Below are 23,019 nucleotides of genomic sequence, written 5' to 3'. Positions count from 1 at the left end.
TTCATTAAATTGTTTAATACTTAAGCCAAACATAGCTCTCATGAGGCGTTCGTTTTTCTGTATTCTGTCAAGATTCAACATTTTTTTGGCTCTGTGGATGACTCAAATTACAAGTTTGTATGTTTTTGTCTTATTTGGCAACATCTCTAATCATGCCGGAGAGCATCTGCTGGCAATGATTAATGATGTACTGGATTTATCCAAAATTGAAGCCGGAAAAATTGAGTTGCATCTGGACATTTTTAATGTCGTGCAATTACTGCAAGACATAACGGAAATGTTCCGTATCCGCGCCCAGGCCAAGCATCTTTCTTTTAAGCTACTGCTGAAAGACAATATGCTGCACCATATTAAGACAGATTCCGGCAAGCTGCGCCAGATTATCAGCAATCTGCTGGGCAATGCGATTAAATTTACCCAGCAGGGAGAAATTTGTTTACACGCCAAGCTGTTAGCGCCCAGGCGTAAAACAGAACGCTGGCATTTACAGATAGCGGTGCAGGATACGGGTAAGGGGATTGCGCAAGACTACCTGGATGATATTTTTAAACCTTTTGTACAGGCGGCATTGGATATGCCCGGTCAGAAAGGCACGGGTCTGGGGCTGGCTATTTCTCGTAAATTTGTCGAACTGCTGGGCGGTAAGATGCGCGTGAAAAGTATTCTCGGTGAAGGCAGTCGCTTCAGTTTTTGTATTGCGGTGGATGTGCCAGAGATCCAGCCGGAAACAGTTAAAAAATCTGAACCCGTGCAAGTACAGGGACTGCAAGCTGGTCAGCAACAGTGGCGGATTCTGGTGGTTGAAGATGATTTGGACAGCCGTGTATTACTCAAAAATGTGTTAAGCCAGGCAGGTTTTGAGGTACGAACCGGGGTCAATGGAGAAGAGGCTGTAGCAATATTCCAGACCTGGCAACCCCATTTTATTTGGCTGGACATCCAGATGCCGGTTATGGATGGTTATATGGCGGCAACAAAAATTCGTATTTTACCCGCTGGCGAGCAAGTTAAAATCGTTGCCTTGACTGCCAATGTGTTTCAGGAAGAACACCATAAAATCCTGGCCGCAGGCTGTAATGATGTGCTTGGTAAGCCCTTTTTGATACCTCAGATATTTGAACTGATGCACAAATACCTGGGGGTGGTTTATATCTATGCTCAAGAAAAGCCAGAATGCTCTCCTCAACAGACTGCAAACCTGTCTGTTGAGGATCTGAAAACCTTACCAAAGGAGCAGCTAAGCACATTGTATGAAGCCTTATTAATACTGGATGCAGAACAGATTAACCATATTCTGGTTCAAATCAAAAAAGAGCATCCTGAGATCGCAGCGCGTATAGAAGCATTAACCAAAGAATATCAGTATGACACTATTTTTAATCTGTGTGAGCAAATTTCAGATCCTGGAAAATAAAGCATAACAGGGATGCCGAAATGCCTGCGCCCAGTTTCTGCATTTATTTCATCCTCACTCCTTACAAGTTGATGATATTCTAACGGGTAGAATAATCATCATCACTTTCCGGCAGTGTTCAGTGGGCAAAATTTTGTGATAGTTCAGTACCAACACAAATCCCGGACAGCCTCCTAAAACCTGTAACGCATTTCGGCGTGAAAACTACGCCCCGGCAAAGGCAAATCATCAGGAATAGAAGCACCGGTATATTCCCGTCCATCCACATTAAACAGATTGCGCGCAGAAACACTGAATTCCCATTTATTGATGCCATGATAGCGCAGCGTTGTATCTGTATTCCAATAGGCATCCAGATCTGCCCTTTGATCATTGGCTCGGCGGTTGCGCGTGCCTATCCAGTTAGACTGCATATTCCAGTTCCAGTGGGGGAGGAAACGCCAGTCCGTACGGAAATAGGCTAACTGCTTCGGCGTTCCAATAGCTCGAAATGGACTCTCATCAGGATCACGGTAGTTGTAGTTGACTGTGAGCCTCAAATTTTCCAGTGGTTGCCACCAGGCTTCAAGTTCCACCCCGTGAATGATATGCTCCCCAGAGTTTTGATATTTTCTCTTGGATAAGCCTGGGATGGAATGCGCACTGATAAAATCACTCTGTTTGAAGTGGTATAGATTCATGCCAAGATGAATGTTTTTGTTGAGCGCGTAAGCAAGAGATAATTCCCAGGTCTCTGAGTGCTCCGGATCCAGCTCGGAATTAGGCAGAGTAAAGGAGGTCTCGGCAAACAATTCCTGAAAACCCGGTGCCCGAAATGCCTGACCATACATCAACTTTGTAGTCAGCTTGTTATTGGTCTGCCAGACCAGCGCAAAGCGTGGGTTTAATGCATTACCAAAATCTGAATAGTAATCATAACGCAGCCCGGCAGTCAATTCCCAGTCATCGGAAATACGCCACACATCCTGTAAAAACAGATAATAGATGCTACGGGTTTTTTCTGGCGCAAAAGCATAAGCAGAATTGGAAATATCCACCAGCGATCCCCCTGCTGGCAGTGGCGTGCCATTGGCATCATTGCCAAAGTTCACCAAATGTTTGACATAATAGAGATCATGCCAACTATATCCCCCGCCAAGCCGTATAGCGTGATTTTTGATGCCATGATAAAGGCCGCTTACTTCGGTGTTTAAGCGGTGCTCCGCTGATTCCATGTGATTCAGCACCCCATCTGGATAAGTCCCTTTGCTATCGCTAAAACCAGGGGGCCACTCCTGAAAGCCATCACCTGAGCTATAAGCAACGCGACGATAGCGTATCTCGGTCTCCAGTCCCCAGTTCTTATCAAACTGTTCGTTCTCATAAAAAAGCCCAAGCTCAAGGTAACTGTCTTTGCCTTTGGTCACCGGATCCAACGCCCCCGCCCCGGTCAAGCCGATTTCCAGGTCATCATGTTGCATATAATCCGCCTGTAATCGCCAGTGCTTCCTGGTCAGCGATAAATGCAGATCATTATTTTTCCAGCCGAATTGAGCCACACCTGGAGCCAGTGAGGCATGACTGCCGGAAGTACGATCTCGGCGGCTCTGGGCATCTGACGCGATCAGCGGATCGTGTCCATCAGTACGGAACAAGCCTGCTGTCATGGCTACATCAAAGCCATTCCACTGTCCTCCGTATTCCATCCAGGCCGTCTGAGTGTTAAAACTTCCACTACGCAGTCCCACTTCAGCCCTACTAATTATGCCTGCGGTCTTGGTGATCACATTAATCACCCCGGCAGAGGCATCGGTACCGAACAAGGCTGAACCAGGGCCACGAATAATCTCCACCCGCTCGATCATATTCACCGGCAGGCCTTTCCAGAAAATACCCAGCCGCCACATCAGGTCGCCTACGGAGGAGCCATTGATCATCACCAGGGTTTGTTTACTATTACTTCCACGAAACCCTATCAGCGGTCTTAAACCAAAATGGTTGTAGCGCACATAAATGCCCGGTACCGCTTTTAATATATCCGCCAGATTCGTTGCCCCCGTGGCTTTTATATCCTCAGCAGTAATCAAGGTGACTGCTGCCGGTGCCGTTGACAGCTTCTGCTTGCTATTAGTGGAAATGCTTGTCTCCACATTCATCAACTCTTCCAGGCTCATGCCCAATAAGTTGTTTATTTGTTTATCTTTGCTGTACACAAAAGGGATGTGAAACAGGGTAAACAAGGCTAAATAGTTAACCAGGTATTTCATACACTTATTCCTGTCAAATGAAAATGAATGGAAAATTCAGCCAATATCTGATTTTCTTGTTCTTTTTCAGCTCATTGCCGAATATTTTCCAAATCAAAAACCTGTTCTTCCGTAGGGTAAAACTGTAAAGCTTTGGTCATTAATAGCCGGAATTCTTTATGGAGTGGGTAGTAACTGCTCAGACCCCCAGTGTAAATACTGTACATCAGAACAATTTATGTAACAGTATAAATCAGGAGCCTGCCCAAGAACAGAGACCATAGCGAGGGAAAACGGGTTTGAGGCTGACAATTTGCTAAAAACATCGTAACCTTTCCAAATCTTTTAGCGCAGACAAGGAAATGGCTGAATACTTTTTGTTCTTGCGCTCACAGTTACTCAGTGGACGTTGGAAAATTTTTATGAGCAACTTAACAGGCCTTGCTCGACAGGTATTTCGGGCAGTTTATGCACAAGAGAAATATCATAAAATTCTCTGAGGACTGCATGATTAGTAGCTTTGTGGTGTATCATATTTTGGGGATGCCCCCAAGAACTATTAAAGCTGATTACGCGCCCTGATTTGCAATTAGAAGAAATATTCAAAAAAGTACATACAAATATCCTTGTTAGTTCCAATGGTAATCAGCAACCTAAGGTAGGCTTTAAGAACACAATTATTTTACAGGAGAATTCCAGTCCCATGTTTTTGAAAAAAATACGCTGGCCGTTGCTGTTTCTTATGCTTGGTTTTGTTGTGGTATTTATTGCCATGAAAATGAAACAGCCGCCACAGCAAGTACAGCGCAGTGAATTTGCGACCAAGGCACGGTTTATTAAAGTATCAATGATGCCAGTGCAACTTAAGGCCAGTGGTTTTGGCACAGTACAGGCAGCGCAAAGCTGGGAGGCCGTGGCAGAAGTTGCCGGAAGAGTTCATTGGCTTGCAAAAGACCTTAAAGACGGCATTTTTGTTACAGCGGGTGATGAATTATTGCGTATTGATGATTCCGAATACCGTCTGGTACTGGCGCAGATTGACGCACAAATCAAAGCGTCCAAAGTCAAATATGAAACCACGCAGTTATCCTTAAAAACAACAAAACGTGAGTTGAATTTATTGCAGAATGAATATGCACGGCAACGTGCTTTAGTAAAGAAAGGGGCAATATCAAAATCAGCAAAAGACAGCGCGGAGCGGGCAGTGCTGAATGCCAAAAATGCGTTGCAAAACCTGGAAAGCAGCTTGTTAATCAATATTGCTGAGCGTGAAGTATTAAAGGTGCAGCGGCAACAGGCAAAATTGAATATCGAACGCTGTAGCATTACTGCGCCGCTGGATTTACGTGTGACCCAGGTATTGATTAATCCAATGGAATACGTCAATCGTGGACAGAAATTAATCACTGCCGATGGCATAAACAAAGCTGAAGTGATTGCGCAGTTTCCGGTTGGCAAGCTGCGCCCCCTGGTGCGGCAACAAATACAGGGCAGGCCGATGACGGATAGCTGGGTGCCGGGTGTTGTGGGTTTACAGGCGCTGATTAAACTTAATACCCCCAATCATCGTATTATCTGGCCTGCAAAAATCGAGCGGGTTTCAGGTTCCATTCAAACCAATACCCAAACACTGGGTATTGTTGCCACAGTGGAGAAACCTTATGCTGACGCGCGTTCTGGTAAGCGCCCACCACTGATTCGCAATATGTTTGTTGAACTTGAATTACAAGGCGTAGGGCAGCAAGAGCAACTGGTGATTCCCGCAACCGCGCTGCATGAAGGCGAGGTTTATGTGATCAATGACAGTAATCGTCTGGAAAAACGCAAGGTTCAGGTGTTATATCAGCAAAAAGGGTTTGTGGCGATAGCAAAAGGTTTGACTGCTGGCGAGTCCATTGTGGTATCCGATCTGATTCCTGCCCTGGATGGTATGTTACTGGCTCCGATAGTGGATAAAAAAACTAAAAAGGCACTGATGCAAACTGTTGCGCCAAAATCAATGGCAATGACTGAAAGCCGGGAGAAAAACCCGTGATTCGTTATTTTACTGCACACCCGACGGCGGCGAACCTGTTGATGCTGGTGTTTATTATTCTGGGCTTGCTGGGCTTACCCAAGCTGCAACGTGATACCTTTCCCGTTATTCCTGCCACCATGGTTGAAGTGCGCGTGGTTTATCCCGGCGCAACACCTGTGGATGTGGAAAATGGTGTATGCCGTCTGCTAGAAGAGGCGTTGGAGGCATTAACGGATTTGATTGAAATGCGCTGTGATGCCAGAGAAAATATCGCTATTGTCACGGCTGAAATGCGCGAAGATGCGAATTTATCCGAGTTTTACAACGATGTAAAATCTGCCGTGGAAGCGATTTCCAGTTTCCCCAGCGAGCTTGAAACACCCTCCATTGTCATTTTGGAGCGTACCGCAGTGGTTGCCAGAATTGCTATTACCGGCAACATGAGTGCAGCGGATTTGAAAATCTATGCCGATGGCGTGAAAGAGCGCATTAAACGCGACCCACGTATCGCGCAAGTCAATCTCAAAGGTTTTTCCGCGCAGGAAATCGCAGTTCAGGTCAGTAAGGAAAAACTGCATCGTTATGGTTTGAGCCTTGCTGATATTAGCAACGCGATTCGGGCACAAAGCCTGAATTTGCCCTCAGGAACATTGGAAACCAAGGGTGCAAATTTAATTGTACGTTATACCGATGAACGCCGCGCAGCGCAGGAGTTTGCCGACTTAATCATGCTTGCCGATAAGACAGGTGGCGAGGTACGCTTAGGTGATATTGCGCAGATAAAGCAACAATTTGAGCGTGCTGAAGAAAAAATTATTTTTAACCAGCAACGTGCCGCAGTGTTGGAAATCATTAAAACTGAATCCCAGGATGCCTTGCGGATCATGGATGCCGTGCAACAAAACCTGCAACGCGAGCGTAGCCGTGCCCCACACGGTGTACGCCTGGACATTAGTCAGGATGTCACCTCCAATATCCGTGAACGCCTGCGCCTGATTGTCAGCAATGGCGGCATGGGACTGGTGTTAGTGATGTTGACCATGTGGGCATTTTTCAGCCTGCGTTATGCATTCTGGGTGGCAATGGGGCTGCCGATTGCCTTTCTTGGGGCCGTATATGTGATGAGCTTCCTGGGTTATTCCATCAATATGATCACTATGATTGCACTGCTGGTGGCGATTGGCATTTTGATGGATGACGCCATTGTGATTGCGGAAAATATCGCAGCACAGATACGCAAGGGCAAAGCCGCGCTGGAAGCCACGATTGACGGCGTGAAGCAAGTACTTCCCGGTGTTTTTTCGTCATTTCTCACCACAATTATGATACTTACCCCACTGGCATTCATGACGGGAAAAATGGGCGCAGTACTCAAATATATGCCCATTATTCTGGTGATTACGCTGGCAGTGAGCCTGATTGAAGCCTTTTTAATTCTACCTGCGCATTTATATCATTCATTATCACATATGGAAAACAATAGGCGCTCAGGTTTTCACTGCTGGTTTGATAAGCAGTTTGACAGTGTACGCGACAGCTTGTTTATGCCACTGGTAAAACTTGCCACACACCATGCGCCGATTACGCTGGGGGTGCTACTGTTCATTCTGATCGCATCGCTTGCCGCGCTACCGGGAGGAATGCTGAAATTCAATGCTTTTCCCGACCTGGAAAGTGATGTCATTGAAGCACGAATTTTATTACCACAAAGTGCGCCGTTGCAGCATACTGAGCAGGCCGTTGCGCAGGTACTGAGCGGACTGAAACAACTGGATGAAGAATTTTCTCCTCGCCAGCAACAACAAAGGTCGCTGGTGCGTAACGTTACCGTGCATTACAACAAAAATATTGATGCTTATGAAAGCGGTACGCATATTGCCACGGTTAGCGCCGACTTGCTTCGCGCCGAGCAACGGGTTGGCTCGGTAGTGGAAATGCTTAAACGCTGGCGGACATTGACAGGCGATATACCCGATGCCTTAAGCCTGAAATTTACCGACAAGGAACGCGGCATTGCCGGTAAAGCTATTGATCTGCAACTGCAAGGCAAAAATTTACAGCGGGTTAAACAAGCTTCGTTGGAATTACAAGCCTGGTTCAGCAGTTTTCAGGGGGTATTGGAAGTGTCCGATGACCTGCGTCCCGGCAAACCGGAAATCCGGGTTAAGCTCAAAGAAGGTGCCAGCACTCTGGGCATCAGCGCCAACACGATTGCTGCTGAGCTACGCGCTGCACTAAACGGCAGCACGGGACTGGAAATCCAGATCGGGCAGGAATCCATTAAAGTGGCAGTCAGGCTTGCAGCGGCTGATCGCGATGAATTCAATGATATACAATTTCTTTATGTGCGCAGCAAACACGGTGATCTTATTCCCTTATCAAGCGTTGCGGAATTGGAACAAACGCGGGATTATTCGCGCATTCATCGGGTCAACGGGCAACGCACCATCACCATGCGGGGAACCATCGATCCTCATGTCGCCAATGCGCGGGAACTGATGAGTAAGACCAAAAAGCAGTTTTTGCCGGATCTGAAAGCGCGTTATCCAGATGTTAAAATCTTTTTCCGGGGTCAGGGCAGCGAAACCCAAAAAACTGGTGGTTCTTTAATCATTAATCTGCTGGTTGGTCTATTTGGCGTGTTTGTCATTTTGTCTTTGCAATTTCGCAGTTATATTCAGCCAATTGCCGTGATGCTGGCGATTCCCATGGGGTTTGTCGGTGTGATCTGGGGTCATCTGGTTTTAGGTATTAACCTGAGTATGCCAAGCCTGGTAGGGTTTGCAACCTTGGCAGGCATCGTGGTTAACGACAATATCCTGCTGGTGGCGTTTATTAAAGAACGGCTTGCAGCAGGCATGAGTATACTGCAAGCAGCACAACTGGCAGCACAAGATCGTTTCCGTGCCATCATTTTAACCTCACTGACAACCATTGCAGGCTTGTTGCCGATGTTGCTGGAAACCAGTACTCAGGCCATGTTGCTCATCCCTATCGTCACCAGTCTGGCATTCGGACTGTTTGCTGTGACCTTGTTTTCTATTTTGTTGATACCGGCATTTTTTGTGATGCTCTATCCGAAACCTGAAAATACATCACACTAACTTGAACAGCATATAACCCGGATTTAACCTGGATATTTCATAAATATCCAGGTTAATAATTCCGGCTCACTTCTTCCAGATAATAATCAATCACCTGCCGCGCAATCGGTGCGGCAGTGCGACTGCCGCTGCCACCATTTTCCACCAGCACGGCAATCGCAATTTCCGGCTTTTCAATCGGTGCAAAGGCGACAAATAATGCGTGATCGTGATATTTTTTATCCAGTTTATCGGCATCATAACGGGCATCCTGCGCAATTTTAACCACTTGCGCAGTGCCAGTTTTTCCTGCCATGTGATAACTTAAATCCTTACCCTGACGGCGCGCTGTGCCACGGATGCCATGCACCACCGCTTCCATGCCGCCAATCGCATCGTCCCAGTATTCGGGATTTTTCAATTGAATTTCTTTTAAGGTTTTGGTGGTAGTGGGCTGCATTTGTTTTTGCTCGGCATCTTCGGTCATAAACACCAGGCGCGGTTGACGCGCCTTGCCGCGCATCGCCAGCGTTGCGGTAGAAACGGCAAGTTGTACCGGCGTTGCCAGCACAAAACCCTGTCCAATACCGGCAATTAGGGTTTCCCCTGGATACCAGGCCGTGCCATAACGACGCTCTTTCCATTCCCGGGTTGGTATCAAACCACCGAGTTCTCCGCTGATATCAATTTCAGTAGGGTGGCCTAAGCCAAATTGTTGCAGAAAAGTCGATAGGCGGTTAATGCCTAGATCATGGGCTAAATCATAAAAATAGACATCGCAGGATTGTTCCACAGATTGGTGAAAGCTGACATGTCCGTGTCCACTGCGTTTCCAGTCCCGGTATTTATGGCTTTGCTTGGGCAGTTTATACCAGCCCGGACACCAGGTGCGTGTGCCTGCCTGACGTACGCCGTATTCCAGCCCGGCCAGACCAACGATGGGTTTAATCGTGGAACCCGGAGGGTATTGTCCGCGTATGGCGCGGTTGAACAGGGGTCTGTCCAGTGACAAGCGCAGTTGCTGATAGGTTTTATGGTCCAGTCCATTAACAAATAAGTTCGGGTCATAACCCGGCGTGCTGACCAGCGCCAAAACACCACCGGTGGCAGGTTCAATAGCAACCAGCGCGCCGCGCTCACCAGCAAGCAAACGTTCTGCAAAACGTTGCAGATTAATATCCATGTTCAGGTAAAGATTTTTGCCGGGAACCGGGTTTTGGCGTTCCATCACCCGCAGAATACGGCCTCTGACATTGGTTTCAACCTGCTGGAAACCTACCGTGCCATGCAATTCATCTTCATAATAACGCTCAATGCCAGTTTTTCCGATGTATTGCGTGGCACTGTAGTCGGAAACATCCAGCCGTTTTAGTTCCTGCTCATTAATGCGACCGACATAACCCAAAGCATGACCACCAATTTCCCCCAGTGGATAATAACGGCTTAAGGTGGCATTGATTTCCACGCCGGGAAATTCATGGATACGCACTGATAAACGCGCAACCTCGCGTTGGGTCAGGCGAAAACGTAGCGGGATGCGCTTAAAACGGCGGGTGCGTTTACGTGAGCGATGGAAGCGTTTTAAGTCTGATTCGCTAATACTGATTTGTTGTTGCAGTTCCAGCAGCAAAGCATCCAGATCGGTGACTTTTTCCGGGATAATTTCCAGCGTATAAGAGGGCAGGTTTTTTGCCAGCACAATACCATTGCGGTCATAAATCAGACCCCGGGTGGGTGGAATCGGTAAAATTTTCAGGCGGTTTCTTTCAGATAAGGTGGTGAAATGATCATAACTGAGCACTTGCAGGTGAAACATACGCCCAATCAGTATCAACACGATCATACAGATCACAAGCCCCCAGGCGATGAGCACGCGGTCATTGAATAAACGGCTTTCAGCTATCGCATTTTTCAGCAGCATACTGCTGGAATAGTGAGATTTTTGAGATTTGAGGGGAGACTGCTCAGACATCAGGATTGGATATCATACGGTTTTATCGCACATGAAAATGCTGGCGTAACATGCGCAAAGAAATAAATGCCCAGGGCCATAACAACATGCTGGTCACTGCTGGATAAAGCAACTCAAACAATGTGCTTGGGTGGCCTTGGATGCCACGCACCCATAAGCCCGGTAACTGGATAAATGCAATCAGTAGAAAAATAATAAAAACCTGTTGTGGCAGCGGAAAAACCCGCAGGCGACGATGAATTTTAAGACTGATATAAGCCAGTAGCGCATAACTCAGTGCATAATGCCCTAATAAGGTACTATACAGAATATCCATCGCGATACCAGCAAGCCAGCCAGTAAATACGCCAGCGCGCTCTGGCAGCGCAATACACCAATAGATTACCGTCATTGCCACCCATTCGGGCCGCCACAGGATAATCCAATCAGGCAGGGGAATAATCGCTAACAGCAACGCCAGAATAAAACTGAACACGATCACCCAACCGCCCTGATGTCTCTCCAGGCTCATGGCGATGCTTCCTCTGGAGTGCTGCTATCTGTATTTTTATGACTTGTGCCAAGTGCGCCAACTGCATCAGGTGCGGCAGTAGCATGTTCAGGCCAGATTAATAATACATCACGATTCCGATCCAGCAGTGCCGCCGGACGCGCTTTTGCTTCGGTATACGGCTCGCCGACATTACGCTGCACATCCGTTACCACGCCGACAGGATAACCATCGGGAAAACGCCCGCCCATGCCGGAAGTAATTAATTGATCGCCGGGGCGAATATCTGCGGTATTAGGCAGATAACGTAAGGATAAGGTGCTGCTACCCGTGCCAACGGCAATGGTGTGCAGGCCGGTGCGTACCATCTGTACGGGAATTGCGTGTTCTGGATCGGTAATCAAAATCACCACGCTGGAAAATAAATCAGCCTGCACCACCTGCCCCATCACTCCCTGGGTATCAAACACCGGAATACCGGCTTTGATATGATGCTGGCTGCCTTTATTTAAACGCATTTTGCGGGAAAAGGGATCGAGATCAACCGACATCACTTGAGCAATTGTTACCTGATTTTCAGTTTCACCTACAGAATCAAGTAATAAACGTAAACGCTGGTTTTCTTGCTGCAAATCTTCAAAGCGTTGCAAACGCACTTTTAAAACCAGATTTTCATCACGTAGTTGCTGGTTTTCCATTAATAAGGTGCGGCGCATGGATAAATTTTCTGTGACATCACGCGCGGAACGGATGGGGAGATTCACTAGATGTTGCAACGGTGACAAACCCAAAGACAGCATACTGCGCAGATTATCCAGATAGTTAAACTGATGATCGACCGTCATCAGCACAATGGATATAAAACCCAGTAACATCAGTCGAATAAATGGGGAGGCCCCTTTAATAAACAGCGGTTTGATAACAAATTATCCAAATTAATCCCGGAAGATAAACCCTCTCCCAATACTAAGTAGGTAATTATCCTGCACAAATTTTTGTCAGAATAATTATGCTCACCGACTTGGTATGGCTTAGTCAATCACTCTGCGCGGAAAATATCCGCGCCATGCACTTCGATCATTTCCAGCGCCCGACCACCACCGCGTGCAACGCAGGTCAATGGCTCATCGGCAATCACTACGGGCAAACCGGTTTCTTCCATCAGGAGTTTGTCGATATCGGTTAACAAGGCACCGCCACCGGTCAATACCATGCCGCGCTCGGCAATATCAGAACCCAGTTCTGGTGGTGTGCGCTCCAGCGCAACCCGCACTGCAGCAACAATACCTGCCAAAGGTTCTTGAATGGCTTCCAGAATTTCATTACTGTTAAGCTTAAAGCTGCGGGGAATACCTTCAGTAATATTACGCCCGCGCACGCTGATTTCTCGTACATCCTTGCCGGGATAAGCACTGCCGATTTCCATTTTGATGCGCTCAGCGGTGGCCTCCCCAATCAAGGTGCCATAATGACGGCGCACATAAGAAATAATAGCCTCATCAAAACGGTCGCCACCAATACGCACGGATTCGGAATAAACGATACCATTAAGTGATAAAACACCCACTTCTGTGGTGCCACCGCCAATATCCAATACCATGGAACCACAGGCCTCACTGACCGGCATACCCGCACCAATCGCCGCTGCCATCGGCTCTTCAATCAAATGCACTTCACGCGCACCCGCGCCCGCAGCCGATTCCCGAATCGCGCGACGCTCCACCTGGGTGGAACCGCAAGGCACCGACACCAGCACTCTGGGGCTGGGCTTAAAATAACGGCTGGCATGAACCTTATGGATAAAATACTGCAACATTTTTTCAGTGACGGTAAAATCTGCAATCACGCCATCTTTCATTGGTCGGATTGCGGTAATATGCCCCGGTGTTCTACCCAGCATCAATTTGGCATCAATCCCCACTGCTGCAATCATCTTGGAGCTGCCAGACTCCCGTCCCTGGCGAATCGCCACTACCGAAGGCTCATCCAGCACGATGCCCTTGCCGCGTGCATAAACCAGTGTATTTGCCGTACCCAAATCAATGGACAAGTCATTAGAAAATAAGCCACGTAAGCGTTTTAACATGAAATTTAGCCAGTTTTTTATATATAAAAAAAATTCAAATCGATAACCGCGTTACTCTACCAATGCCAGCTATTTTGAGCAAGTCTAAAAATTAATTTGGGCTTAATTTTTAATGCTGTCCAGGCTATATTATGATTTTACAGTGTGGATTGGTTTGCAGTGAAATACATTGTCATTACCCGTCACATTCTGCACCACCTTATCTCCCCCAACCACATCCCCCTGAATATGTACATCACCCGCGACATTAAATTGCTGCCCCACCTGCTGTCCAGCCTGATTGAATGTTGCCCTGCTGGAATTTGCCGGTACAGTGCTTGATGCAGATGATTGCAGCATAGCCGATAATTCCCCCAGCCGGTTACCACTTTCGGCATAACGTATCAGGTCGATGGCTTGTTCGGTTTGGGTGGCATTACGGCGTACCAGTCCGGGCGGCATGGCGAAGTGAAAGAGTAATTCTTCAAACTGTGCAGGGAGTTGCTTGTTGAGCACGTCAAGTAGTTGTGAGCGGGACATTTCTGTCATGATTTTCACCTTGATTAGATTCAGTAATATAAGTTCTAAATAGTTTACGGATAACACCCCTGCGGCGGGGTGTTATTCGTTGCTTCCTGATGTGATTAAAAAATATTAGCATGTCCTGTTACAGTCTGCCTTAGCGATTAAAACCTCTTTTTATTCAATACATAGAGATTATCTGTCCTTGACAGGCTCCTGGGTATATAATAGTCCGCTTAATGTCAAACTGACCAGAGCAATTTATGACCGATAATACCGAGCAAAATTACGATTCCAATAGTATTAAAGTGCTGAAAGGCTTAGATGCCGTGCGCAAACGCCCTGGTATGTATATTGGGGATACCGATGATGGCAGCGGTTTGCACCATATGGTGTTTGAAGTGGTGGATAATGCCATTGATGAAGCCTTGGCAGGTCATTGCTCGGAAATCAGCGTGATTATCCATGCCGATCAATCGGTCTCGGTACAAGATGATGGGCGTGGTATTCCCGTGGATATTCACGAGGAAGAAGGCCGTTCTGCCGCTGAAGTGATTCTGACAGTATTACACGCAGGCGGAAAGTTTGATGATAATTCTTATAAGGTTTCCGGTGGCCTGCATGGGGTCGGGGTGTCGGTGGTTAATGCCTTATCGGAAAAATTGGAATTAACCATTTTTCGCAGTGGTCAGGTACACCAGCAAACTTATGTGAATGGTGAGCCGGAAGCACCGTTAGCAGCGACAGGGGAAACGGAAGAAACCGGTACCCGTATCCGCTTTCATCCCAGCGCAGGAACCTTTACCCATATTGAATTTCATTACGATATTCTGGCAAAACGCCTGCGCGAGCTTTCATTTCTTAATTCCGGTATCAAAATCGGTTTATCAGAAGAAGGTAGCGAGCGTAAGGATATTTTTCAATATGAAGGTGGCATTCGCTCCTTTGTCGAGCATTTAAGCCGCAAAAAAACGCCCCTGCATGAAAAAGTGTTCTACTGCAACACGGAAAAAAATGACAATATGGTGGAAGTGGCATTGCAGTGGACGGATTCTTACCAGGAAAACGTATTCTGTTTTACCAATAACATTCCTCAGCGTGATGGTGGCACCCATCTGGCAGGGCTGCGCGGAGGCTTAACCCGTACCCTGAATAATTATCTGGAAGAGAGTGGTTATTCAAAAAAACTTAAATCCGCGCCCAGTGGCGATGATGTGCGCGAAGGTTTGATCGCGGTGTTATCGGTCAAAGTACCCGATCCAAAATTTTCTTCACAAACTAAAGATAAGCTGGTTTCCAGTGAAGTCAAAAGCATTGTGGAGTCTGTGGTTGCAGAAAAGCTGCAAGAATTTTTAATGGAAAACCCCGGCGAGGCGAAACTGATTGCTGCCAAAATTTTGGAAGCCAGTCGCGCCCGGGAAGCAGCGCGTAAAGCGCGGGAAATGACGCGGCGTAAAACTGCACTGGATATTGCTGATTTACCCGGCAAACTCGCCGATTGCCAGGAAAAAGACCCGGCCTTATCCGAATTGTTTATCGTGGAAGGGGACTCGGCAGGTGGCTCTGCCAAGCAAGGACGGGCGCGAAAATTTCAGGCCATTTTGCCCTTAAAAGGTAAAATTCTGAATGTGGAAAAAGCCCGTTTTGACAAAATGCTGGCATCTGCAGAAGTTGGCACCCTGATTACCGCGTTAGGCTGTGGTATCGGCAAGGATGATTACAATCTCGAAAAACTGCGTTATCACCGCATCATTATCATGACTGATGCCGATGTGGATGGCAGTCATATCCGCACCCTGCTATTAACCTTTTTTTACCGCCAGTTAAAAGAGATTGTTGAGCATGGTTATTTATATATTGCACAACCACCGCTGTATAAAGTTAAAAAAGGTAAACAAGAGCGCTATATTAAAGATGATGCGGAATTAAACAATCATTTGCTGGAACTGGCGCTGAATAATACCCAGGTTCATGTCAACACGGCAGCCCCGGCAATGTCTGGAGAGGCGCTGGAATTACTGTGCCGGGAACATCTGCAAACCATGAGCATGATCGCTCGCATGTCGCGCACCATTCCTGAACCCATTTTGAAAGCATTTATTGAACTGCCAGTTTTTTCTGCTGAAAGTTTATCTGACAGTGCGACAGCACAGGCGCTTGCCAACGATTTAATCAAAACCATCAAACAAAACCCGGATGGCAAAACCTTAAATGCCAGTGCGCATTTTGAGACGGAAAAACAAGCCTTGGAAATCACCCTGGTCACGCATGGCGTGGGACATAGCTGCTTCCTGGGTAAAGATTTTTTTAGCGCCAGTGAATATCAGAAGCTGGTAGAATTTGGTGATAAAACCCGTGATTTACTGGAAGCGGGTGCTTATGTGCAGCGCAAAGACAAAAAACACCCGGTTCAGCATTTTTCACAGGTGATGGCATGGCTGATGAGTGAAGCTCGGCGCGGCTTAAGTATTCAGCGTTATAAAGGGCTGGGGGAAATGAACCCGGAGCAGTTATGGGAAACCACCATGGACCCGGAAACCCGGCTTATGTTACAAGTTACGGTTGAAGATGCGATTGCCGCAGATGAAATATTCACCACCTTGATGGGGGATCAAGTCGAGCCACGGCGTGATTTTATTGAAAGTAATGCCTTATCGGTATTAAACCTGGACGCATAAAACTAGCTTCTGGTAAGATAGATTTTAAAAATAGCTTAAGGTTTATTACTTAAGTAATTGTATGCTTTGCTTTTTTCAACTTAATTAAAGTACTCAAACGCCAAAATTCATGGTATTTGATTCGTAAAAGCAGCAAAAATCAATTACACTATAATAACTTTAATTTGTAACGTAATGTAACAATCGGTGCAGTCACGGCGTCTGATGACTGTATTGAAATGACTGAAAGCAAGGCTACGCGCATTATGAGTCAACATTCAATCAAACGCTATCAATACAAACCTGTTAAAAACATGAAAGCTGTGATGCCACGGTCTTCTGTACAATACAGGCTGCAAACATCCAAAACCCGGCGCTTACTTTCCGGTATGTTTCGTTGGTTTGGTAGCGGTGAAAAAAAACAAGCAGTGATGCGTCGCAATTGCGCGCCTGATATGCGCTGGAAAATAGGACAACTTTCCAGCATACCCCCTTATCGGCGCAAACTGGTTCATGCCAGCTTTGTCGCTTTAGGTTTAACCGCTTCCCTGCCACTGGATTATTCCATTGCCTACGCTCCCGTTAACCATCCACCTGAAATCCCACAAACCTGGATGGCGCAATTAAACTTTGATACGGAAATACACACGACTAGTTTAAAGATCACAGCGCCCGGTATTGAATCTGATTATTTATCCAGTCAGGCAATTTCAGTTTTAAGGCCGGATATTGCCGGTTGGGGTAATATTGAAAATTATCCTGATGGGGAAAGTCATGCTTCTGAGTTAAGCGTGGGCAATTTTTTTGAGATTAGCCAGGATAAAAAAATTGCAAAAACGCCAAGTACCCAAAACAGCATTACCCATACCGCAAACGAGACAAGTAATAAACCGCAAAAGACCATTAAAACCAGTGCTGAAACTAAGTCGCCTAGTGTAAGCACCACAACGACAAGCAAAGCCAAATGGCGTCTCATGACGGTTAAATCCGGTGATAATGTCTCAACATTATTCAAACGCAATAACTTGAATCAGGGTGATTTGATTAATATTCTGAAACTGGGTAAAGCCAAACGTTTATTACGTGCTTTGCAACCGGGACAGGAACTTCGCGTACAGGCAGATAAAGACGGTCATATTCAGGCCATGTGTCTGACTTTATTCAAATCGAAACGTGAGCTGCATATTATTTCTGAAGGTAAGAAGGGGCCGTTTACGGCTCTTTTACGTGGACAAGGCGATCCGCTAACCTTAAAGAAAAAAATCAAGCAGGTTCAAGGTACGCTAAAAAAATCCAGTTTTAACAAAAGCACTAAAAAAGCAGGGCTGCCTGACCCTCTGCATCAAAAGCTGGTCAATATTTTTGGCTGGACATTGGATATTGAACACGCACTGAAATCCGGTGATCGCTTTAAGGTTGTTTATGAACAATACCAAAGCAACGGGCAAGCAGTAAAAGATGGCAATATTCTGGCTGCTGAAATCTATCATCAAGGGAAAGCCTGGACTGCCGTGCGTTATACCGATGCACGCGGACATAGCGCGTATTATTCACCCCAAGGCATCAGCCTAAAACCGGCATTTCATCGCCACCCTGTTAAAAATCCACGCATCACTTCACATTTTAATCTAAAGCGTCGCCATCCTATCTTAAAAATCATCCGTCCTCACAAAGGCACGGATTATGGCGCAAAAAGTGGTACACCGATTTACGCCGTTGCCGATGGCAAGGTTGAGTCAAAAAGCTGGAAAGGTGGTTATGGTCGTACCATCGTACTTGAGCATGGTAATAAATACAGCACACTGTATGCCCATATGTCGCGTTATGGCAAAGGTCTAAAAGCCGGACAACGGGTCAAGCAGGGGCAAATTATTGGTTATGTGGGTCATAGCGGTTTGGCAAGCAGTTCCCATTTGCATTATGAGTTACATGTTGATGGTGCTGCCAAAAATGCTTACAGTACAAAATTTCCGCAGTCAGGCGCGATTAAAGCAACACAACTGGCTGATTTCAAAAAACATGCTAATACGCTGTTAGCACAGCTTAAAAGTAGCAATGTACAGGTTGCGATGAAAAAATAAGCCCTGAATTTATCATAACGACGTAGAGACGTAGCAGTGCTATGTCTCTACAGCAAATGAAAAGGTGGAATAACACAGCGTATTCCGCCTTTTTTTGTTATATTATCATGTTATGCACCAAGTTAAATGCTCTAATATATCAACTATTTTGAGATAGGATATGCGTATAAAAAAACTTGCTTATACAAATAAAACAACAAGCTGGGAGCTTAATCCTATTTCTTTCGATCAATTAACATTGCTTGTTGGTGCTTCTGGTGTAGGTAAAACCCGGATATTAAAGTCAATACTTGATTTAAAAAAAATAGCTCGAGGCGCAGCACTTAATGGTGTTAAGTGGTTTGTAGAGTTTACAAGCACTTATGGTAATAGATATAAATGGGAAGGTGAGTTTGAAAATAAAGGTTTTTCTGCTGGAAGTATTTTTTATTCAGATGATGAGGATGAGGATAAAGAAAAACCTAACATCGAAGTTGAGAAAATTTTTTTAAATAATACATTAATTATAGACAGGACTATAGATGGCATTCTTTTTAATGGTACAAAAACTGTAAAACTATCTCAGAATGAAAGTATTGTTTCACTTTTAAGGGAAGAGGAAGAGATCAAGGAAATATATATAGAGTTTGATAACGTAATATTTAATGACAATACTGGAAGTACATCCTCGTTAAGGCGATTTTCTTTTGATGATAAAATAGATGAAAAATTAGAGAAATATAAGTCAATAGAGTCTATTCGTAATTCCAATGAAGAAATTGAATCAAAATTATATTTATCCTATAAAAATCAGAAGGATGCTTTTAGTAATATTGCCAATGCTTTTATTGATATATTCCCTTATGTTACAGAAGTTAAAGTGGAGCCATTGACTAATTCTGGAACTCGAATCCCGTTATTTATGAGAGATATGCCATTTATTCAAATTAAGGAAAAGGGTATTAAGAACTGGGTTGATGAAACAAAACTATCATCTGGAATGTACCGAGCACTAATACATATAGCCGAACTATACTTATGTTCTAACTCTAGCTTAATACTAATTGATGAATTTGAAAATAGCTTGGGAATAAACTGTATTGATGAACTTACCAATAGCATCGTGACTGCTGAAAGAGACCTTCAGTTTATTATAACAAGTCATCACCCATATATTATAAATAATATAAGCCCTTCTTATTGGAAGGTTATTTCAAGAAAAGCTGGCTTAGTTATATCGCATGATAGCAGTGATTTTAACTTTGAAAAGTCAAAGCATAAGGCATTCACACAGTTGATTAATTTAGATATTTATTCTGAGGGTGTAGACTCATGAATATATATTTTCTAGTGGAAGGAAAAACAGAGCGGAAAGTCTATCCAAAATGGCTTTCACACCTGGCACCAACCCTTAAAAGAGTGTCATCTCCATCCGATGCGGTCAATAATAACTATTATTTAATTAGTGGTGGTGGTTTTCCAAGCATCCTTGATAATCATTTAGTTGACTCAGTTAGTGATATTCAAGAGTCTGGAAAATACAATTATTTTGTTATAATCATTGATACAGACGATCATCATGCTGAAAAAAAGATTGAAGAAGTTAATCAGTTTGTAGAAAATAACAACTTAACATTTAAAGATTGCAAATTTATAGTTATCCCACAAGTTGTATGTATGGAAACCTGGTTCCTTGGAAATCGTCGCATATATACAAGAAACCCTGAATCTTCTGAAAATGCCAGGATATTTACAAAATATTACAATATCTCACAATCAGATCCGGAGAAAATGTCTAAACCATCTGAATATAATGGTTCAATTGCTGATTACCACTATCAATATTTAAAAACAATGCTTGCTGAAAAGAATATAAGATATAGCAAATCAAATCCAAAAGAAGTTACAGAAATTTATTATCTCAATGAACTTAAGTCTAGAGTTCTATCAGAAAAAAACAGCCTTAAAAGTATGGGGGAATTCCTTAGCTTTCTTTCTATGCTAAAACTGAGTTCAGAAACTGTGTAGCAACACGTTATACAATGCCCTTATTTCTCATTAACTTCCACTTAACCTCAAATAATCCCTATGAACCAGTACAATCCCGAAACCATTGAAACCCAGGTACAGCAACAATGGGAGGCAAATCGTGCTTTCCAGGTTAAAGAAGACCCGGATAAGGAAAAATTCTATTGCTTGTCAATGTTTCCTTATCCCAGTGGGCAACTACACATGGGGCATGTGCGTAATTATACAATTGGCGATGTCATCAGCCGCTATCATCGTATGCAGGGTAAAAACGTATTACAACCGATGGGCTGGGATGCGTTTGGTCTGCCTGCGGAAAATGCTGCGATTAAAAACCAGGTACCCCCCGCCAAGTGGACGTATGAAAACATTGATTACATGCGCGGACAACTGCAACGTCTGGGTTTTGCTTATGATTGGTCACGCGAGCTGGCGACCTGCAAACCGGAATATTACCGCTGGGAACAATGGTTTTTTACCCGTTTGTACGAAAAAGGTCTGGTTTATAAAAAAACCGCAATGGTCAACTGGGATCCTGTGGATCAAACTGTACTGGCGAATGAACAGGTCATAGATGGACGCGGTTGGCGCTCCGGGGCTTTAGTGGAACGCCGTGAAATTCCGCAATGGTTTATTCGCATTACGGATTATGCCGAAGAGTTGTTGCAAGGTTTGGAACAACTGGAAGACTGGCCTGATGCGGTTAAAATCATGCAGAAAAACTGGATAGGCCGCTCTGAAGGCGTGGAAATTCAGTTTTCAGTCAATGATACGCCACTGAAAGTGTTTACCACTCGCCCCGATACCTTGATGGGCGTCACTTATGTGGCAATTGCTGCCGAGCATCCGCTGGTTAAGGCGCTGGCTGAAACCAATCCCGCACTCCAGGACTTTATCCATGAATGCCAAAAAACTGGCACCGCCGAAGCGGATATGGAAACCATGGAGAAAAAAGGCATGGACACCGGCTTGCGGGCAATACATCCGATTAGTGGGCAAAGTGTGCCGCTATGGGCCGCGAATTTTGTCTTAATGAGTTATGGTTCCGGTGCGGTGATGTCTGTACCTGGTCACGACCAGCGTGATTTTGAATTTGCGCAAAAATATGATTTGCCAATCCAGCAAGTGATTATTCCTGAAGGCGGTGAAAGCAATCCTGAAATGGATGCTGCTTTCACTGAAAAAGGCGTACTGATTAACTCTGGGCAATTTAATGGTTTAACTTCAAAACAAGCCTTTGATGCCATTGCTGAGCATTTGGAAGCGGCAGAATTAGGCCAAAAACAAGTGCATTACCGCCTGCGGGACTGGGGTATATCCCGGCAGCGTTACTGGGGTTGCCCGATTCCGATGATACATCAGGCGGATGGCGGCACCCAGGCAGTACCCAGCACAGATTTACCTGTCACCTTGCCGGAAGATGTGGTGCCGGAAGGTACGACTTCGCCACTGAAAACCGATGCGGCATTTTATGCGCTGGCGGATGGTGCGCAACGTGAAACCGATACCTTTGACACCTTCATGGAATCTTCCTGGTATTACGCCCGTTATGCCTGCCCGGATGCAGACACCATGCTGGATGAGCGCGCTAACTACTGGCTGCCGGTGGATCAATATGTGGGAGGCATTGAACACGCAATTTTACATCTGTTATATGCGCGTTTTTTCCATAAATTATTACGTGATGAAAATTTATTGGACAGCGATGAGCCTTTTAAGCGCCTGTTGACGCAAGGTATGGTGCTGAAAGATGGCGCAAAAATGTCAAAATCCAAAGGCAACACGGTTGATCCACAGCACTTAATCGAACAATACGGTGCCGATACCGTACGCTTGTTTATGATGTTTGCCGCGCCCCCGGAACAATCCCTGGAGTGGTCGGATAGCGGTGTTGAAGGCAGCTTCCGTTTTCTGAAACGCTTGTGGAAACAGGTGGATACTCATATTGAACAAGGTGATGTGCCAGCACTGGATAACAGCGTGCTGGATAAAAAGCAAAAAGATATACGTCGTAAAATTCATGAAACCATTGCCAAAGTCAGCGATGACATGCAACGGCGTTATACCTTTAACACGGCAATTGCCGCCTGTATGGAATTGCTTAATACTTTAGGGCGCAGCGATGAACAAGCGCAAAGCCAAGCCATTGTGCGTGAAGGTCTGGAAGCGGTGGTACAGATGTTATCGCCTATCGTGCCGCATATCACCCAAAAGCTCTGGGAGAATCTGGGGCACAGCGGTTTTGTTTTAGATACAAACTGGCCTGAAGTGGATGCGTCTGCCTTGGTAAAAGATACTATAATGATTGTGGTACAGGTCAATGGTAAGGTGCGTGCAAAATTAGAGGTTGAAATCAATGCCGATAAAAACCAGATTGAAGAAATGGCGTTGGCGCTGCCGAATGTACAAAAATTTACCGAAGGCAAAACCCTGCGTAAAATCATTGTGGTACCAGGTAAGCTGGTCAGTATTGTGGCGAATTAATA

14 protein-coding genes are annotated in these 23,019 nt (G+C 45.3%); 8 read left to right on the top strand and 6 right to left on the bottom strand.

What is annotated here, in order from left to right:
- Window positions 1-97 precede the first annotated feature (97 nt).
- On the top strand, window positions 98-1,414 hold the full coding sequence (locus QUF61_RS10430; RefSeq protein WP_289681589.1) for an ATP-binding protein: 1,317 nt from the start codon (window positions 98-100) through the stop codon (window positions 1,412-1,414).
- 173 nt (window positions 1,415-1,587) lie between these two features.
- On the opposite strand, the gene QUF61_RS10425 is transcribed toward QUF61_RS10430, so the two are convergent.
- Entirely contained in the window at window positions 1,588-3,660 is a 2,073-nt protein-coding gene (locus QUF61_RS10425) for a TonB-dependent receptor plug domain-containing protein (protein WP_289681588.1), read from the bottom strand.
- 682 nt (window positions 3,661-4,342) lie between these two features.
- Here QUF61_RS10425 and QUF61_RS10420 point away from each other — a divergent pair.
- Window positions 4,343-5,674, top strand: a complete 1,332-nt coding sequence (locus tag QUF61_RS10420) for an efflux RND transporter periplasmic adaptor subunit (RefSeq protein WP_177428673.1) — start codon at window positions 4,343-4,345, stop codon at window positions 5,672-5,674.
- Complete coding sequence (locus QUF61_RS10415) at window positions 5,671-8,760, top strand: efflux RND transporter permease subunit (RefSeq protein WP_289681587.1); 3,090 nt, start codon at window positions 5,671-5,673, stop codon at window positions 8,758-8,760. The genes QUF61_RS10420 and QUF61_RS10415 overlap by 4 nt, the downstream gene beginning before the upstream one ends.
- A 52-nt stretch (window positions 8,761-8,812) precedes the next feature.
- On the opposite strand, the gene mrdA is transcribed toward QUF61_RS10415, so the two are convergent.
- From mrdA to QUF61_RS10390, 5 genes are all read right to left on the bottom strand, one after another.
- Window positions 8,813-10,711, bottom strand: a complete 1,899-nt coding sequence (gene mrdA / locus QUF61_RS10410; protein WP_286019574.1) for a penicillin-binding protein 2 — start codon at window positions 10,709-10,711, stop codon at window positions 8,813-8,815.
- A 22-nt stretch (window positions 10,712-10,733) separates the two neighbouring features.
- Window positions 10,734-11,222, bottom strand: coding sequence for a rod shape-determining protein MreD (gene mreD, locus QUF61_RS10405; protein ID WP_103922226.1), 489 nt, complete (start codon window positions 11,220-11,222; stop codon window positions 10,734-10,736).
- Entirely contained in the window at window positions 11,219-12,106 is an 888-nt protein-coding gene (mreC, locus tag QUF61_RS10400; RefSeq protein WP_286019589.1) for a rod shape-determining protein MreC, read from the bottom strand. Before mreC ends, mreD begins: the two co-directional genes overlap by 4 nt.
- 134 nt (window positions 12,107-12,240) lie before the next feature.
- The gene (locus tag QUF61_RS10395) at window positions 12,241-13,287 is read right to left on the bottom strand and encodes a rod shape-determining protein (protein ID WP_103922224.1); all 1,047 of its coding nucleotides are present in this window, start codon (window positions 13,285-13,287) and stop codon (window positions 12,241-12,243) included.
- A gap of 129 nt (window positions 13,288-13,416) precedes the next feature.
- Window positions 13,417-13,815: a hypothetical protein gene (locus QUF61_RS10390; protein WP_289681586.1), complete on the bottom strand. Its 399-nt coding sequence runs from the start codon at window positions 13,813-13,815 to the stop codon at window positions 13,417-13,419.
- A 236-nt stretch (window positions 13,816-14,051) separates the two neighbouring features.
- Here QUF61_RS10390 and gyrB point away from each other — a divergent pair, with 236 nt between their 5' ends.
- The 5 genes from gyrB to leuS all read left to right on the top strand — a co-directional run bounded on the left by gyrB (window position 14,052) and on the right by leuS (window position 23,017).
- Window positions 14,052-16,466, top strand: coding sequence for a DNA topoisomerase (ATP-hydrolyzing) subunit B (gene gyrB, locus QUF61_RS10385; RefSeq protein WP_289681584.1), 2,415 nt, complete (start codon window positions 14,052-14,054; stop codon window positions 16,464-16,466).
- 245 nt (window positions 16,467-16,711) lie between these two features.
- Window positions 16,712-18,526, top strand: coding sequence for a M23 family metallopeptidase (locus QUF61_RS10380; RefSeq protein WP_289681582.1), 1,815 nt, complete (start codon window positions 16,712-16,714; stop codon window positions 18,524-18,526).
- A gap of 160 nt (window positions 18,527-18,686) precedes the next feature.
- Window positions 18,687-19,841, top strand: coding sequence for an AAA family ATPase (locus QUF61_RS10375; protein ID WP_103922220.1), 1,155 nt, complete (start codon window positions 18,687-18,689; stop codon window positions 19,839-19,841).
- Window positions 19,838-20,533 carry a hypothetical protein gene (locus QUF61_RS10370; RefSeq protein WP_103922219.1) on the top strand — a complete coding sequence of 232 codons (696 nt, stop codon included), beginning with the start codon at window positions 19,838-19,840 and terminating at the stop codon, window positions 20,531-20,533. Before QUF61_RS10375 ends, QUF61_RS10370 begins: the two co-directional genes overlap by 4 nt.
- Before the next feature lie 60 nt (window positions 20,534-20,593).
- Window positions 20,594-23,017: a leucine--tRNA ligase gene (leuS, locus tag QUF61_RS10365; protein ID WP_289681581.1), complete on the top strand. Its 2,424-nt coding sequence runs from the start codon at window positions 20,594-20,596 to the stop codon at window positions 23,015-23,017.
- The last annotated feature ends 2 nt before the right edge of the window (window positions 23,018-23,019 follow it).

Origin of the sequence: Candidatus Venteria ishoeyi, assembly GCF_030378065.1 — a bacterium.
Classification (GTDB): Bacteria; Pseudomonadota; Gammaproteobacteria; order Beggiatoales; family Beggiatoaceae; genus Venteria; species Venteria ishoeyi.
This window is presented reverse-complemented; position numbering and strand designations above follow the sequence as displayed.

Bases quoted from the DNA above. Each gene is read 5' to 3' on its own strand.
- QUF61_RS10430 (WP_289681589.1), top strand. From the start codon at position 98: ATGACTCAAATTACAAGTTTGTATGTTTTTGTCTTATTTGGCAACATC.
- QUF61_RS10425 (WP_289681588.1), bottom strand. From the start codon at position 3,660: ATGAAATACCTGGTTAACTATTTAGCCTTGTTTACCCTGTTTCACATC.
- QUF61_RS10420 (WP_177428673.1), top strand. From the start codon at position 4,343: ATGTTTTTGAAAAAAATACGCTGGCCGTTGCTGTTTCTTATGCTTGGT.
- mrdA (WP_286019574.1), bottom strand. From the start codon at position 10,711: ATGTCTGAGCAGTCTCCCCTCAAATCTCAAAAATCTCACTATTCCAGC.
- mreD (WP_103922226.1), bottom strand. From the start codon at position 11,222: ATGAGCCTGGAGAGACATCAGGGCGGTTGGGTGATCGTGTTCAGTTTT.
- QUF61_RS10395 (WP_103922224.1), bottom strand. From the start codon at position 13,287: ATGTTAAAACGCTTACGTGGCTTATTTTCTAATGACTTGTCCATTGAT.
- QUF61_RS10390 (WP_289681586.1), bottom strand. From the start codon at position 13,815: ATGACAGAAATGTCCCGCTCACAACTACTTGACGTGCTCAACAAGCAA.
- gyrB (WP_289681584.1), top strand. From the start codon at position 14,052: ATGACCGATAATACCGAGCAAAATTACGATTCCAATAGTATTAAAGTG.
- QUF61_RS10380 (WP_289681582.1), top strand. From the start codon at position 16,712: ATGAGTCAACATTCAATCAAACGCTATCAATACAAACCTGTTAAAAAC.
- QUF61_RS10375 (WP_103922220.1), top strand. From the start codon at position 18,687: ATGCGTATAAAAAAACTTGCTTATACAAATAAAACAACAAGCTGGGAG.
- QUF61_RS10370 (WP_103922219.1), top strand. From the start codon at position 19,838: ATGAATATATATTTTCTAGTGGAAGGAAAAACAGAGCGGAAAGTCTAT.
- leuS (WP_289681581.1), top strand. From the start codon at position 20,594: ATGAACCAGTACAATCCCGAAACCATTGAAACCCAGGTACAGCAACAA.